This window comes from Rhizobium sp. ZX09, from assembly GCF_017357485.1.
In the GTDB taxonomy this organism is placed as follows: Bacteria; Pseudomonadota; Alphaproteobacteria; order Rhizobiales; family Rhizobiaceae; genus Agrobacterium; species Agrobacterium pusense.
Window position 1 is genome coordinate 1584029 of sequence record NZ_CP031364.1, and the last position, 15008, is coordinate 1599036.

Sequence of the window (15008 nt, forward strand, 5' to 3'; positions counted from 1 at the left end):
TCGCCGGCCCCGCTTATTGCTAATCATCAATTGAGGCGGATGCCTTTGATAGGGCATCTGCGCGCGGTTATCCCCGCAAGGCCGGGCGCGTGATGCCGAGGTGGTCGCGCAATGTGGAGCCCTCATATTCCCGGCGGAACAGGCCGCGTTCCTGCAAGAGCGGTACCACCTCGCGATTAAACTCCTCCAGCCCGCCGGGGAAGAACGGTGGCATGACGTTGAAGCCATCGGCTGCGCCGTTCTCGAACCATTGCTGCATCCTGTCGGCAACATCGCTCGCCGTTCCCATGACGATATGGTGGCCACGGCCGGCCGCGACGCGCAACGCCAGTTCTCGGATCGTGAGCTTTTCGCGCCGTGCCAGCTCGGTCAGCAACTCTGCGCGGCTGCGCAACTGGTCGGAGATGGGAAGTTCGGGCAGCGGCCCGTCGAGATCATAGTCGGCCAGGCTGTGGCCGATGCGCTCTTCGAGCAGCGGCATCGCGCTCTTGATGTCCGTCCAGCGGTTCAGTTCCTTCAGCTTTTCACTCGCCTCCCCGAAACTCCTGCCGATGATCGGCATGAAGCCGGGCATCACGGCAACGCTGGCGGGATCGCGGCCGAACTTCTCGACGCGCGCCTTGAGGCTCGAGTAGAAAGCCTGCGCTTCGGAAATCGCCTGTTGGGCGGTGAAGACGATATCGGCGGTGCGTGCGGCGAGATCCTGACCCGGCCCGGAGGAACCGGCCTGGATGAGAACCGGATGGCCCTGCGGCGAGCGCGGAATGTTGAGCGGTCCCTTGACGGTGAAATATTTGCCTTCGTGGTTGAGAACATGGACTTTCTCGGGATCGACGTAGCGGCCCGCCTGCTTGTCCTTGATGAAGGCGTCGTCATCCCAGCTGTCCCAAAGGCCGCGAACGACGTTCACATATTCTTCCGCCACCGCATAACGCTCGTCATGCTCCGGGTGGTCCTTGGAGAAATTTGCTGCCGTTCTTGCGTAGGAGGTGGTGACAATGTTCCAGGCCGCTCGACCATGGCTTAAATGGTCTATGGAGGCGAAGGCGCGAGCGGTGTGATAGGGCTCGCCATAGGTGGTGGAGGCGGTTGCGGCCAGCCCGATCTTCTCCGTCACCATTGCCAGCGCGGCAAGCAGGGTCAACGGCTCGAAACGTGCGATCATCGAAGGATGGGCGTCGACGCCGCTGGTCAGGCCGTCAGCCAGGAAAACCATGTCGAATTTCGCCGCTTCGGCCATTTTCGTTACGCGGGTGAGCAGATCGAGGTTTTCGCTGCCGGCCTCCGCATCGGGGTGACGCCAGCCGGAAACGTGGTGTCCGGCACCCTGCAGGAAAAGGCCGAGATGCATCTGTCTTTTGCGGGTCGTGGTCATGGGGATCATGCCTTCATGTCAGTCGAGTTATATTGGCGATACCAGAAGCATTTCGAGCTTCCTGAGGTCGGCTGCGGTTTTCATGGACCGCACCAAGGCCGGGATACCGGCGAATTTTTCACTGCCGCCGGTCACGTCGGCAAATTTTTCGGCCGGGTCATCAATGCCGGGAAGCCCGTCGACGCGGCGCGATAGGACCGTACCATCCTTCTTCGTGACATCTATCACCACGAAACGGGTGGTTGGGTCTGGCGACAGGCGGCGAGCGGTCTCGTCATACCGGCGCGAGACTTTCGCAGAAAGGCCGAGCAGGTCGGCGCGTGCCGGGCGTTCGTCGAAATGGCTAATCCCCAGTGACCCGTCCGTCAGCGCCGCAGCGAAGACATATTCGGGGCTGAAGCGCGCGTCTATGCCGGTTGCGGGCGTGGCAGGGCCGACAAGCGCGGCATCGCCGCCGGGTGGGAAGGTGATGGTGACTGCCTCGATTTCTTCCGGCTGCAGATCATGGGTGCTGCGCAGCGCCAGCGCGCCCACGGCGACGGGGTGTGCCGCGGTACAACACGGGAAGGCCTTGAGAGTCAGGCCCGGCGAGACGATCTGCCAGGGTGCGCCCCAGCCGGAGAGAACACGCTTCGGCTGCTCGGCGCCGAAGGCGAAGGCCGAATAAAAGCCGATGGAATTTTCCATAAAATCCGGCGCGCCCTGAAAGCCGGATCGTGCCAGCCGTGCTGCGGTGAGGCCGGCACGCGTGGCGAGCCCCGCATGGAGCGGCTTGGCGTCATAACCGAATTGCAGGCGAAGCCCGGCCGATTGCGTGGCGGCGAGGCCGAGCGCCACGGCCGTTGTCTGCGGATCGAATTTCAGCAGATGGGCGATCGCCGCCGCGGCACCCATGGGGCCAAGTGTGGCGGTGGCGTGGAAACCATTTTCGTAATGTCTGGTGCCGAGCGACAGGCCAATGCGGGCCATGGTTTCCAGCCCGACGATATAGGCGGCGATGAATGCATCTGCCGTCGAGCCTTCCTCGACCGCAACAGCCAGCAGGGCTGGAACAATGGCGACGGTGGGGTGGCCGCGCACACTGCCATGGACATCGTCGTAATCAAGCACGTGACCGGCATGGCCGTTGATAAGGGCGGCGGTGAAGGCATCCGTACGCAGATCGTGGCCGACGATGCCGGCTGCGCCTTGCGTGCCTGACGTGAAGGTGTCGATCAGGATTTTCGTGCTCCTGTCGGCAGCGCCGCCCAGCACGCAGGCAAAGAAATCGATCAGTGCCGTGCGGGCAATGGTGACCGCCTCTTCATCGTGTAGCGGATCGGAAGCGGCAATGGCTCCGGCAAGACGAAGTGTGAGTTTTTCCTCCGCGACCATGGTATCAGATCCCTTCGCCGTCATTCACGCGCGCGCCCTGTCCGCCGAGGCCCTTGACGAAGGCGTTGATGCGCGGATTGGTCGACTTGTAGAATATGTGCTCCGGCGTGCCCTGATCGACGATCAGGCCGTTTTCGGTGAAGACGATTTTGTCGCTGATTTCTTCGGCAAAGCGCATTTCGTGGGTAACGAGAATGCTCGTCATGCCGTCGTTGACGAGGTCGCGGATGACGGCGAGCACTTCCCCAACCGTTTCGGGATCGAGTGCCGAGGTGACTTCATCGAACAGCACCAGCTCCGGCCGCATGGCGAGCGCGCGGGCGATCGCCACGCGCTGCTGCTGGCCGCCGGAAAGCTGGCCGGGATAGGCGTCGACCTTCTGGGACAGGCGGACCTTTTCCAGCAATTCGCGGGCATGGCGCTCCGCTTCCGTTTTTGGCGTACCAAGTATTTTGATCGGCGCGATGGTGATGTTTTCCATCACCGTCAGATGCGGGAAGAGGTTGAACTGCTGGAACACGATGCCGATCCGCTTGCGCAGCGCGATGCGCTCGGCCTCGGTCTTCAGCTGGTCTACTCGCGTGCCGCCAACGGTGATTTTGCCCGATTGCGGAATGAGCAGGCCGTTGATGCAGCGCAGGATGGTGGATTTGCCGGAGCCGGAAGGGCCGATGATGGAGACGGCGTCCCCCTTGTTGACGGTGAGATCAATGCCTTTCAGAACCTGGTTGTCACCAAAAGCAAGATGGATTGCTTCGAGTTCAACAAGCGGCTGGGCGTTTTGGGCGATGGATGCGGACATGGCTTGTTCCAATCAGCGGGAAGCGAAGCGCCGCTCGAGGCGCTGCGTGAAACGGGAGACGGGATAGCAGAACAGAAAGAACGCCATCAGAACGGTGAGATAGACCACAACGGTGAAATCGTTACGCTGCACGGCGGTGCTGGCGTCGGTCGCGGCGTGAAGAAGCTCATGCACGCCGACCAGCGAGGCGAGCGCCGTGCCCATAGTGATCGACGCATAGAGGTTCATCCACGGCGGCAGGGAGCGTTTTATGCATTGCGGCAGGATGATCCAGCGCAGTGTCTGGTTGCGCGAAAAGCCCAGCCCCTGAGCGGCTTCCCATTGCGCTGTCGGAATGGACTGGATGGCGCCGCGGGTGATTTCGGCGATATGGGCGCTGGCCGGAATGGCAAGGCCGACAACCGCCTTGATCCAGTCCGGAAAAGGAATGTAGTTGCCAAAGGCTACGATCTCGAAGGGGAAGATGTAAGTCGCGGCAAAGATCAGCACCAGATGCGGGGCATTGCGGAAAATCTGCACATAGGTCAGTGCCGGTGCGCGAACCAGACGGTAGGGCGCTAGCTCCATGATGCCGAGAAGAACGCCGATAAATGTGCCGATGGCGATCGCCAGAATGCTTATCAGCACATTCATGGCGAAACCCTTGGCGAGATAGGGCAGCCATTCCAGCAGCACCTGGCCGAGCGACGGATCGAGGACCAGCCACAGGATGACTGCAACCAGGACGCCCAGCAGCAGAATGGTGCCGAAAGGCGGCTTCTTCACCGCCCGTGTCGGAGAAACCACCGCACTCATTGACCGAACCCCGGAACCGCAAGACGCCGTTCAAGCCAGAGACCGGCCCTTGCGACGATGAAATTGATGACGCTGAAGAAAACGAGGATAACGATCATCAGCTCGACCACATTGTCGCGCTGCGTCCAGATCAGGATGGAGGCATAGGTGATCTCACCCACGGCGATTGCAGAGCCGACTGTGGTGAGCTTCACCAGATTGACGAGATTGTTGATGATGGAGGGCAGCGCTGTGCGGATCGCCAGCGGAAACTCCACATAACGCAGAATCTCGAAGGAACTGAAACCGATTGCACGCGCTGCCTCGATTGTGGTGCCGGGCACTGCCTCGATGCCGCCGCGCAGCGCTTCGGCATGGAAGGCGGCAATGTGCAGTCCCGTGACCGCAACGACCCAGAAAAACGGTGTCAGCGGATTGTTCTGCGCGCCACCCAGCGCATTGGAAATCAGCATGTTGAGCACGAGGAAACCGCACATCAGCTGTACCAGCGTCGGCGTGTTGCGCGTCAGTTCCACATAGGCGCGCACGGGACCGGCGAGCCAGGTCTTCCCGGATGTGAGCATTGCCGCGAAAATGAAGCCGAAGACGAGGCTGAGCGGCAAGGTGACGGCAACGAGGATCAGCGTCATCTTCATGCCGTCGAGCCAGATCTGAACCTCATAGCCGCTGTTCAGAAAATCATAGTTGAGGTCAAGATGCGCGGCCAGTTCTATGAAGCGCGCTGTAAATGAATCCTGCATTGGAAATCCATGCTGTTATTGCGGGTGCCGCCACGCGGGCGGCGCCAGAATGGCCTGCCATTATAAAGCAGAAAAGAACGGCAGGTGAACCGGCCGTTCCTGATGATCATGGGAACCATCTCTATGCCATCGTCCTCACCACGTTGCGGCGTGACGGGGGATGACAGGAAAGCCCTGCGCCTGACCTTTACTGCGCGGCGGACAGCTTCTTCTGTTGTTCTTCCATATAGCCGATGCTCGGCAGACGGTTTGCCTTAGCGAATTCCAGCATCTTGCCGGAAGCGTGCAATTCCTTGACGATCTTGTCGAGAGCCGCCTGCGTGTCGCTTTCACCCTTTCGCAGCCAGATCACGGAATCCGACGGTATGAGATCTGTGGGGATGAGGATGCCGTAATCCTTCCACTCATCAGCGCGGTCCTGAAGCATCAGGCTCAGCGTGCCGTTGACGTGAACGGACACATCGCAATTGCCACCCTTCAGCGCCAGCAGCGATTCCGGCTGGCTCGGCAGCGCCTTTACCTGCGCGCCATATTGCTCGATCAGCGGCTGAGTGTAGTTGGAACCTTGAGACACGCAGGCGATCTTGCCTTTCAGGTCGGACCAGTCCTTGATGCCAGAGTCTTTTCGACCGATGGCGGCGCCGCCCTGACGGTCATAGGGGGTGGGCACGTAGTCGAGCGTTTTCGCACGTTCTTCGGTGTACTGCATGTTGGCGATAAGAATATCGACCTTCCCCTGCTGCAGGAACTGCACACGGTTTGGCGGGGTCACCGTCTCAGTCACCAGTTCAACGCCGAGACCTGCGGCGAGCGCCTTGGCGACGTCGATGTTGAGGCCCTTCTGCTCCTGCGTTTTTGGATCAATAAAGCCGAAAGGAGCGCCGGAAAGAATGACGCCGACGGTGAGCTTGCCGCGACCCTTGATGCGGTCAAGCGTTGCATCCGCGTGAGCGGCAGTTGCCAGCGAGGCGATGACAACGGTTCCGGCGATGAGTTTCGCGGCAAACTTGGGGAGGGAGAAGGCCATGGGTATTTCCTTTTGCTTGTGGCTGGAACCTACATGACGGACTTGCAGAGAGCGAGAATTGGCATTGCGCAAAAAATACTATGAATAGAAACAAGTTCCAATAATGTTGTCAGGCAGAAAAAATATCCTAATAATTTAAAATCGTAGAATCTTGTTCTTTAGGTTTTAGTGGTGTGCGGCTTGTTTCAACCAAGAGGCGAGAAGCAAGCCGCACTGCGTTTCAATTATCGTCCGGCATTATAGGCCGCGATTGCTGCCATGTTGACGATATCGCTGTCCTTGGCCCCCATCGAGGTTATCTGCACCGACTTGTCGAGGCCGACGAGGAGAGGGCCGATGACGGTCGCACCGCCCAATTCCTGCAGCATCTTGGTGGAGATGGAGGCAGAATGGATGGCGGGCATGACCAGCACATTGGCGGGGCCGGAAAGGCGCGCGAAGGGATACTGGCTCTGCATGCGGTGATGGTTCAGCGCCACATCCGCCGACATTTCGCCATCGACCTCGAAATTGACGTTGCGCTTGTCGAGAATTTTCACCGCCTCGCGCACCTTGTCGGAGCGTTCGCCGACCGGCTGGCCGAAGGTGGAATAAGCGAGCATGGCAACGCGCGGCTCGTAACCGAAACGGCGGGCGAGGCCGGCTGCCTCCTCGGCGATATCGGCAAGGTCCTCGGCATTCGGCATGTCGTGCACGGCCGTGTCGGCCACGAAGACGGTGCGGTTGCGCGAGACAACGAGGGATACGCCAATGACGCGATGGCCGGGCTTGGTGTTGATGCAACGGCGGATATCTTCCAGCGCCGTCGAATAATTGCGCGTCACGCCCGTCACCACCGCGTCCGCATCGCCCATCGCCACCATGCAGGCGGCGAAGTGGTTGCGGTCGTTGTGGATCAGGCGCTGCACGTCGCGCAGCAGGAAGCCGCCGCGCTGCAGCCGCGCATAGAGGTAATCGATATAAGCATCGACCCGGCTGGAGAGGCGAGCATTGGTAATTTCGATATTGGCGCGGTCGAGATCGATACCGGCACGCTCCGCATTGGCCTTGATGATATCGTCACGGCCGAGCAGGATGGCGGTACCAAGCCCTTGAGCGGTAAACGAAATCGCCGCGCGCATGACCTGTTCTTCTTCCGCTTCGGCAAAGACCACGCGCTTGGGCGAACGACGCACACGCTCGTAAAGGCGTTGCGTGGTCGAGGCCATCGGATCACGACGGGCCGAAAGCTCGCGGGCATAGGCGTCGAGATCGGGAATTTCGCGCTGGGCGACGCCGGTTTCGATAGCGGCTTTTGCCACGGCGACAGGAATGGCGGAGATCAGGCGCGGATCGAACGGGACCGGAATGATATATTGCGGTCCGAAACGCGGGCGGTTGCCCTGATAGGCCGCGGCCACATCGTCAGGCACGTCTTCGCGGGCCAGATCCGCCAGCGCCTGCGCGGCGGCGATCTTCATGGCATCGTTGATCTGGCGGGCACGCACATCGAGCGCGCCGCGGAAGATATAGGGGAAGCCGAGGACGTTGTTGACCTGGTTCGGATAGTCGGAACGTCCCGTCGCCATGATGGCGTCATCGCGGATGCGGGACACTTCTTCCGGGGTGATTTCCGGGTCGGGATTGGCCATTGCAAAGATAATCGGCTTCGGCGCCATGGAGCGGATCATTTCTTCGCTGAACGCGCCCTTCTGTGAGAGGCCGAACACCACGTCAGCACCCTTCATGGCTTCCGCCAGCGTGCGATTGTCGGTTTTCACCGCATGCGCGGATTTCCATTGGTTCATGCCCTCGGTGCGGCCCTGATAGATGACGCCCTTGGTATCACAGAGCGTGATGTTTTCCGGGTTGAAACCCATGGCCTTGATGAGGTCCATGCATGCGATTGCGGCCGCACCCGCACCGTTGCAGACGAGCTTGGTGGTCTTGAAGTCACGTCCGGTCAGTTCGATGGCGTTGATGAGGCCGGCGGCGGCAATAATGGCGGTGCCGTGCTGGTCGTCATGGAATACGGGAATATCCACCAATTCGCGCAGGCGGCTTTCGATGATGAAACATTCCGGCGCCTTGATGTCTTCCAGATTGATGCCGCCGAAGGAAGGGCCGAGGTAACGCACGCAATTGATGAACTCATCGGCGTCTTCAGTATCGACCTCGAGATCGATGGAATCGACATCGGCGAAACGCTTGAAGAGGACCGACTTGCCTTCCATGACCGGCTTCGAGGCCAGCGCGCCGAGATTGCCCAGCCCGAGGATCGCGGTGCCGTTGGAGATGACGGCCACCATGTTGCCGCGTGTCGTATAATCGTAAGCGGTCGCCGGATTTTCGGCGATGGCTTTCACCGGCACCGCCACGCCGGGCGAATAGGCGAGCGACAGATCTCGCTGTGTTGCCATCGGCTTCGTCGGGGTGATTTCCAGCTTGCCCGGCCTGCCTTCCGCGTGGAAATCCAGGGCTTCCTGATCCGTAACCGATGTTCTTGTGCTGGCGGGCTTGGTCGTGTCGGACATGGGCTGTGTGTGCTTTCGTGTCTATAACAATGTAAAAATATCCGCCGTTGTTATTGTATTTTTCGCGCGCCTGCCAAGCCTTGAATGTTGTTCAGTGCAGCAAATTTAAGCGGGATGAAATTTGCGACCGATTCAATCGATTAATTCCGCGTCTTGCTTGTCAAAGGCTCAGTCTGTAGGCTCGGCGGGCCATATTCACGAAAGCTTCGACATGCAGGGCAAGCGCGCCGCGCCTGACGAGCAGCACGCAGTCGGACCATGCCTCCGCGCTATCGAGTGACACGGCGGCAGTGCCCCTTGCGGAAAGCACCGTGCTTTCCGGCAGGATGGAAATGCCTGCACCGGCCTCCACGAGCGCGAGAATCGTATTGACGTTGGCGATGCGCATGCCGACTTGCGGCGTGCAGCCGGCATCTTCGAAAAGCGAAAGCGCGCTGCTGCTGAGGCCGAGGCCAATCTCGTCAACCGGCAGCAGCAGTTTTTCGTGCAGGATATCGCTGACGGAAACCTGCGGGCGCTTGGCGAGTACGTGACGTTCCGGCAAAGCGACGCAAAGCCTCGAGCGGTCGAACGGCATGGTTCGCAAGGTCTGCGGCAGCGTGGGAAGAGGCGCGCGGATGAAGGCAACGTCGGTCTCGCGGGTCGTCACCTGCTCGATCAGCTGTTCCATTGTCATGCCGGGCAACAGTTCAAGCGTCACGTCTGGGTGCTCGTCACCATAGCGGGTAATGAGCGCGGGTAGTTTACGCTCGGCCATAACACTGGTGCCGTAACCGATGCGCAGCGTGCCAAGCTGGCCGCGGCGGATCTGCTGCGCCCTTTCCAGCGCACTTTTGGTGCGTGCAAGGATTTCTTCCGCCTCGATGAGCATGGACTGACCGGCCGGGGTAAGTTCCACACCGCGATTGATGCGGTGAAAGAGCTTGAAGCCCAGATTTTCCTCCAGCTGTCGAATGCGCTGGGTGACGGCGGGCTGGGCAATGCCGAGCTGCAGGGCGGCGGCACGAAAGTTCCTCGCCCTTGCCGCTTCCACGAATATCGTGAGTTGACGAATATCCATTGGGAGATTTCTTTGTTTTGTCGGGTGTGATGTGATATAAGCATAGCTTATCGAAATTGCCCAGCTTGCGCATTGTTATCTTGTCGCAGGCGACGTTATACCGCAGCCAGTGTTTCGATCGTCTTTGCCGCTTTGCAGACTTTGATGGGAGAAACCGGGGAGGATTTGTTCAAGCATCTTGCCCGCCGTCCATGGGGCCGGCGGTTACCTGCAGTGAATGGGTCACGCATGACAGTCACGACGGAAGTCTTCCCCACCATTGTTCCCCGTTCAGCCGCGCCGCCTTCGGCGCATTTTCGCCTGGCCATTGCGGCCGCAGGCTGTCCCGGCATCGCCGGACGCTGAACAATCACCGGGCTTCAGCCTTTTGGGGCAGCTCTTCTAACCGGACATTCTTTCATGGGTAATCCAGCAACTTCTTTATCGCTCCCAGCCAGATTGTGGCTGTTGGTGCTCGGCGCTGTCATCGTTGCGGCAGGCCTGTTCTTCGCCATTGGCGGCGGCCAGCTTGTGGCCCTCGGCGGCAGCCTCTATTTCGTCATGGCGGGCATCGCGCTCATCGTCTCGGGCCTGCTCATCCTGCTGCGCAAGCCTGCCGGTGCGGTTCTCTTCGGCCTTGTCTTCGTCCTCACCGGCATCTGGGCGGTGTGGGAAGCCGGCTTGCACTTCTGGCCGCTCATTTCACGCCTTCTGGCGATGGGCGTCGGCGCCATTGTCGTTGCGCTCTCCTATCCTCTCTTGCGTCGCGCGGCCGGCAAGGCTCCGGCATACGGCGCCTCTTTCGCCATTGCCGCCATTCTCGCCATCGCCGCCGGCGCGGGTTTTGCCGGCATGTTCGTGCCGCACCCCACCGTCGCCTTCAATGGTGAACCGGCAGCCCTGACGCCTGTCACACCGGAAACGGAGCAGAAGAACTGGGAACATTACGGCAATACATCCGGCGGCAGCCGCTTTGTCGCTCTCGATGAAATCACGCGCGACAACGTCAAGGACCTCGAAGTCGCCTGGACCTACCACACCGGCGATACCCCGATCAGCCCCGGCGCGAATGGTGCGGAAGATCAGGAAACGCCGCTGCAGGTTGGCGACACCGTGTTCCTGTGCACGCCGCACAACAATGTCATCGCTCTTGATGCAGATACCGGCGCAGAAAAGTGGAAGACGGAAATCAACGCGAAATCTTCCGTCTGGATGCGTTGCCGCGGTCTTGCCTATTTCGACGCCAAGGCGCCGCTGAAGCAGCCGACCGCACCGGGTTCCACGCCGGTTACCCCGGCGGTGGTGGCCGAGGGCGCGCTTTGCCAGCGTCGCATTCTGATGAACACCATTAATGCGGAACTGATAGCGCTCGATGCCGACACCGGCGCGTTTTGCCCTGATTTCGGCACCAACGGCCGCGTCGACCTGAAGATCGGTCTCGGCGATGCGCCGGACCCGCAATATGTGTTGACCTCCGCACCTACGCTTGCCGGCACGACTGTCGTTGTCGGCGGCCGTATCGCCGACAACGTTCAGGTCGATATGCCCGGCGGTGTGATGCGCGGTTTCGATGTGGTGACGGGCGCGCTTCGCTGGGCCTTCGACCCTGGTAACCCTGATATTACCGGACTTCCGCCCGAGGGACAGACCTACACGCGTTCCACACCCAACGTCTGGGCGTCCATGTCCTATGATCCGGAGCTGAACACCGTCTTCATGCCGGTCGGCAGCCCTTCGGTGGACTTGTACGGCGCAACTCGCACACCGCTCGACCATAAATATGGTGCTTCGATGCTGGCGCTCGATGCCACCACCGGTCGCGAAAAATGGGTCTACCAGACGGTTCATAACGACCTCTGGGACTTCGACGTGCCGATGCAGCCAAGCTTCGTCGATTTCCCGAAAGCGGATGGAACCACTGTTCCGGCACTGGTTTTCGGCACCAAGGCGGCGCAGATCTATGTTCTCGACCGGGCGACAGGCCAGCCGCTGACCAAGGTTGAAGAAGTTCCGGTCAAGCCCGCCAATATTCCGAACGAGCGCTACGCGCCGACACAGCCACGCTCGGTCGGCATGCCGCAGATCGGTGCGCAGACCCTGACGGAAGCGGACATGTGGGGCGCGACCCCGTTTGACCAGCTTCTTTGCCGTATTGCCTTCAAGGGCATGCGTTATGAGGGCCTTTATACGGCGCCGGGCACGGACCTCTCCCTGTCGTTCCCGGGCTCGCTCGGCGGCATGAACTGGGGCGGTCTTTCGACGGACCCGACCACGAACACGATCTTCGTCAACGACATGCGCCTCGGTCTCTGGATCCAGATGCAGGAAGCGGCACCGACCAAGGCTGTCGCGAGTGGCGGCGAAAGCGTCAACACCGGCATGGGCGTCGTTCCCATGAAGGGCACGCCCTATGCGGTGAACAAGAACCGTTTCCTGTCGGCTCTCGGTATACCCTGCCAGGCCCCGCCCTATGGCACGATGACCGCTATCGACATGAAGACCCAGAAGATCAAGTGGCAGGTGCCCGTGGGCACTGTCGAGGATACCGGTCCGCTCGGCATCAAGATGGGCCTTCCGATCCCGATCGGCATGCCCACGCTCGGCGGCACGTTGGCCACGCAGGGCGGTCTCGTCTTCATCGCCGGCACGCAGGATTATTATCTGCGCGCTTTCGATACGGCGACCGGCAAGGAAGTCTGGAAGGCCCGCCTTCCGGTCGGCAGCCAGGGCGGCCCGATGAGCTACAAGTCTCCGAAGACCGGCAAGCAATATATCGTCATCTCAGCTGGCGGCGCACGCCAGTCTCCTGACCGTGGCGACTATGTCATCGCCTATGCATTGCCGGGCTGACGCTTGCGTCACGCCTCACTTGAAGCCGGCCCCGGGAGCAATCCCGGGGTTTTTATTTGCTCTGCATCGATCCGCGCGAAGAAATCGAGCGGAACCTCACCTGTCGCGTGGCGTTAGGAAAGCGTGCCGGGGCAGACACCCAGCCGTTCACCAAGCTTTCACAAGGGGGATTTATGAACTTGCGCTTGTCCGCCCGTGAACCGGTGATGGCGGTATTGGGAAATATGTATATTGTCCGGCGCGCCGGGAAATTTTTTGACGTTGGAAAGGTTTTATTGTGAAGGAACAATCTCGAAAGATCACGCCGGTTCTTCTGGCCGGTGGTGCTGGCTCCCGACTTTGGCCGGTCTCGCGCGATCAGTTGCCCAAGCAGTTTCAGCCGCTGGTCGGCAATCTTTCGACCTATCAGCAGACCCTGCAGCGGGTGGGTGACGAAACGCTTTATTCCGAGCCACTCGTCATCACCAACGAGGATTTCCGTTTTTTTGCCCGCCGTCAGGCGGAGGAGATCGATCTGCCGGCCACCGTGGTGCTTGAGCCCGCCCGCCGTGACAGCGCCGCCGCCATGGCCGCCGCCGCTGTGCTGGCCGAGCGCCGCGAGCCCGGATGCCTGGTTCTGGCGCTTGCTGCCGACCATGTGGTGCTCGATGCCGACAAGTTTTCCGATGCCGTGAAACTCGGCGCCAAAGCAGCCGATCAGGGCAATATCGTCGTCTTCGGCCTGGTGCCGACGGAGCCGCGCACCTCCTATGGTTACATCAAGCCGGGCGAGGCGATTGATGGTGAAAAGGATCTGAGCAAGGTCGAGGCCTTCGTGGAGAAGCCTGACATGAAGACGGCGATCTCCTATCTCGAAAAAGGCTATCTCTGGAATTCCGGAAACTTCCTGTTCCGCTCCGACGTGATGATTGCCGAACTGGAGGCCTTTGCGCCGGAAATTCTGGCCGCGGTAACGCAGTCCGTCGAGCAATATGAAAGCGACCTCGGCTTCGTGCGTCTGCATCAGGAAAGCTTCGAAGCCTCGCCCAAGAATTCCATCGACTATGCCGTGATAGAGAAGACCAGGCGCATGGCTGTCGTGCACGGCCATTTTCGCTGGTCGGATATCGGCAGCTGGGACGCGATCTGGGAGATCGCCGACAAACACAGCAATGACAATGCGCTGGAAGGCAACGGCGTCTTCATCGATTCCGAAGGCTGCCTCATCCATTCGACGCAATTGCTGACGACGGTAGTGGGCGCGAAGGACATGGTGGTGGTGGCCACCAAGGATGCGGTTCTGGTGGTGCCGAAGAACCGGGTGCAGGACGTGAAGGGTCTGGTGGAGACGCTGAAGGACGGCGAACATGCGCCACAGACGCAGACCCACAAGCGCGTTTACCGGCCCTGGGGTTACATCGAGCACATGTATGTGGACGAGCGTTATCGGGTTGGTCATATCACCGTCGATCCCGGCCACCGCATCTCGTTCCAGAAACACTATCACCGCTCGGAACACTGGATCATCGTCAAGGGAACGGCCACCGTGACGATTGGTGACGAGACCCGGCTGCTGGCGGAAAACCAGTCGGTCTATATCCCGATCGGCCAGCCGCACCGTCTTGCCAATGAGGGGCAGATCCCGCTCGAACTGGTCGAAATCCAGACCGGAGCCTATATCGGCGAGGACGATGTCATCCGCATCGAGGACGATTACAAGAGGCAATAGGCGTTACCTACGCCAAGAGAATAAGCGAAGCGGACGTCTGCCCGCTTCGCCTTTTGGTTCAGGCCGCCAGTGCATTTATACAATGGGCAAAGCCATGAGAGAGAATTGCCGCCTCCAGTCCCCGGCGCCAAAATAGCCATCCGAAGATGAGTCCGGGAATAAAATTCCCGGTCAGCACTGCAAGGACGAGTGCCGGCCGGGGTTGCGCGGCAATGGTAAACAAAAACGGCAGATGACCAGCGGCGAACAGAGCGGCAGCGATCACGATGGCGGCGCACATTATGAACGCTCGAACCTGCCCGCCTCCTGTAGAGCGCCAGAGAATCCACGCGAAAAACGACATCATGCCCCATCGCGTCAATAGCTCTTCGGTGACGCCGCCATAGAGAAGCCGGGTGGCGAGGGGAATGTCAAATCTGGTCATATTTGCCATGGTTGCTGCATCTGTGACCAAGGGCAGGATCGCCGACGAATAGACGATCGTCACAATGGCAACGGCAACACCCGCAGCAAGTGCAGGAGGCACTTGTTTTCGCAGTACCGCACGCGGATCGCCGCCCGTCAGCCAGCTATCGATCAAAGGCGCATGGAGTCCGATTTTTGCGGCGAGGGCTTGGCCGGTGGCGACCGAGGCGACGGTCAGGACTGCTGGTTGGAGGAGTATCAACAGGCGCATCGACATTGAAACCTGCTGCCCCGGTATGAGCTGCTCAAACGCGGCGAGTAAGAGCGATGCAACGCCGATCAATCCGATGATCAGGAGAATATGCCAGCGTTTCATTGTC

12 protein-coding genes are annotated in these 15008 nt (G+C 60.2%); 3 read left to right on the forward strand and 9 right to left on the reverse strand.

All coding sequences use genetic code 11. The annotated features are described in order from the left end of the window. Positions 1-67: 67 nt before the first annotated feature. The 8 genes from BTN45_RS21965 to BTN45_RS22000 form a co-directional block, all read right to left on the reverse strand. Positions 68-1384, reverse strand: a complete 1317-nt coding sequence (locus BTN45_RS21965) for an LLM class flavin-dependent oxidoreductase (RefSeq protein ID WP_207591012.1) — start codon at positions 1382-1384, stop codon at positions 68-70. Between the two features lie 18 nt (positions 1385-1402). Further along, the gene (locus BTN45_RS21970; protein WP_207591721.1) at positions 1403-2749 is read right to left on the reverse strand and encodes an MmgE/PrpD family protein; all 1347 of its coding nucleotides are present in this window, start codon (positions 2747-2749) and stop codon (positions 1403-1405) included. 4 nt (positions 2750-2753) lie between these two features. Then, positions 2754-3551 carry an amino acid ABC transporter ATP-binding protein gene (locus BTN45_RS21975; protein ID WP_004438459.1) on the reverse strand — a complete coding sequence of 266 codons (798 nt, stop codon included), beginning with the start codon at positions 3549-3551 and terminating at the stop codon, positions 2754-2756. A gap of 12 nt (positions 3552-3563) precedes the next feature. Beyond that, positions 3564-4346 (reverse strand): amino acid ABC transporter permease, encoded by a 783-nt coding sequence (locus tag BTN45_RS21980; RefSeq protein WP_006698607.1) that lies wholly within the window; start codon positions 4344-4346, stop codon positions 3564-3566. After that, positions 4343-5086 carry an amino acid ABC transporter permease gene (locus BTN45_RS21985; RefSeq protein ID WP_207591014.1) on the reverse strand — a complete coding sequence of 248 codons (744 nt, stop codon included), beginning with the start codon at positions 5084-5086 and terminating at the stop codon, positions 4343-4345. Before BTN45_RS21985 ends, BTN45_RS21980 begins: the two co-directional genes overlap by 4 nt. 187 nt (positions 5087-5273) lie before the next feature. Next, positions 5274-6113 (reverse strand): transporter substrate-binding domain-containing protein, encoded by an 840-nt coding sequence (locus BTN45_RS21990; protein WP_207591016.1) that lies wholly within the window; start codon positions 6111-6113, stop codon positions 5274-5276. A 224-nt stretch (positions 6114-6337) separates the two neighbouring features. Further along, a complete protein-coding gene (locus BTN45_RS21995; RefSeq protein WP_207591018.1) occupies positions 6338-8626 on the reverse strand; it encodes an NADP-dependent malic enzyme in 2289 nt (762 codons plus the stop codon). 160 nt (positions 8627-8786) lie between these two features. Beyond that, positions 8787-9686, reverse strand: a complete 900-nt coding sequence (locus tag BTN45_RS22000; protein ID WP_081093338.1) for a LysR family transcriptional regulator — start codon at positions 9684-9686, stop codon at positions 8787-8789. A 399-nt stretch (positions 9687-10085) separates the two neighbouring features. Here BTN45_RS22000 and BTN45_RS22005 point away from each other — a divergent pair, with 399 nt between their 5' ends. The 3 genes from BTN45_RS22005 to BTN45_RS22015 are packed head-to-tail and all read left to right on the forward strand — an operon-like array spanning position 10086 to position 14223. Next, positions 10086-12515 carry a glucose/quinate/shikimate family membrane-bound PQQ-dependent dehydrogenase gene (locus BTN45_RS22005; RefSeq protein WP_207591020.1) on the forward strand — a complete coding sequence of 810 codons (2430 nt, stop codon included), beginning with the start codon at positions 10086-10088 and terminating at the stop codon, positions 12513-12515. A 56-nt stretch (positions 12516-12571) separates the two neighbouring features. Beyond that, entirely contained in the window at positions 12572-12796 is a 225-nt protein-coding gene (locus BTN45_RS22010; RefSeq protein ID WP_207591022.1) for a hypothetical protein, read from the forward strand. After that, positions 12793-14223, forward strand: coding sequence for a mannose-1-phosphate guanylyltransferase/mannose-6-phosphate isomerase (locus BTN45_RS22015; RefSeq protein ID WP_207591024.1), 1431 nt, complete (start codon positions 12793-12795; stop codon positions 14221-14223). The genes BTN45_RS22010 and BTN45_RS22015 overlap by 4 nt, the downstream gene beginning before the upstream one ends. 58 nt (positions 14224-14281) lie before the next feature. Here BTN45_RS22015 and BTN45_RS22020 read toward each other — a convergent pair whose 3' ends face one another. Continuing rightward, complete coding sequence (locus BTN45_RS22020) at positions 14282-15004, reverse strand: CPBP family intramembrane glutamic endopeptidase (protein WP_207591026.1); 723 nt, start codon at positions 15002-15004, stop codon at positions 14282-14284. Positions 15005-15008 lie beyond the last annotated feature (4 nt).

Coding starts and splice junctions, on each gene's coding strand:
- BTN45_RS21970 (WP_207591721.1), bottom strand. CDS start 2,749: ATGGTCGCGGAGGAAAAACTCACACTTCGTCTTGCCGGAGCCATTGCC.
- BTN45_RS21985 (WP_207591014.1), bottom strand. CDS start 5,086: ATGCAGGATTCATTTACAGCGCGCTTCATAGAACTGGCCGCGCATCTT.
- BTN45_RS22020 (WP_207591026.1), bottom strand. CDS start 15,004: ATGAAACGCTGGCATATTCTCCTGATCATCGGATTGATCGGCGTTGCA.
- BTN45_RS22000 (WP_081093338.1), bottom strand. CDS start 9,686: ATGGATATTCGTCAACTCACGATATTCGTGGAAGCGGCAAGGGCGAGG.
- BTN45_RS21965 (WP_207591012.1), bottom strand. CDS start 1,384: ATGATCCCCATGACCACGACCCGCAAAAGACAGATGCATCTCGGCCTT.
- BTN45_RS21975 (WP_004438459.1), bottom strand. CDS start 3,551: ATGTCCGCATCCATCGCCCAAAACGCCCAGCCGCTTGTTGAACTCGAA.
- BTN45_RS22005 (WP_207591020.1), top strand. CDS start 10,086: ATGGGTAATCCAGCAACTTCTTTATCGCTCCCAGCCAGATTGTGGCTG.
- BTN45_RS21980 (WP_006698607.1), bottom strand. CDS start 4,346: ATGAGTGCGGTGGTTTCTCCGACACGGGCGGTGAAGAAGCCGCCTTTC.
- BTN45_RS21995 (WP_207591018.1), bottom strand. CDS start 8,626: ATGTCCGACACGACCAAGCCCGCCAGCACAAGAACATCGGTTACGGAT.
- BTN45_RS21990 (WP_207591016.1), bottom strand. CDS start 6,113: ATGGCCTTCTCCCTCCCCAAGTTTGCCGCGAAACTCATCGCCGGAACC.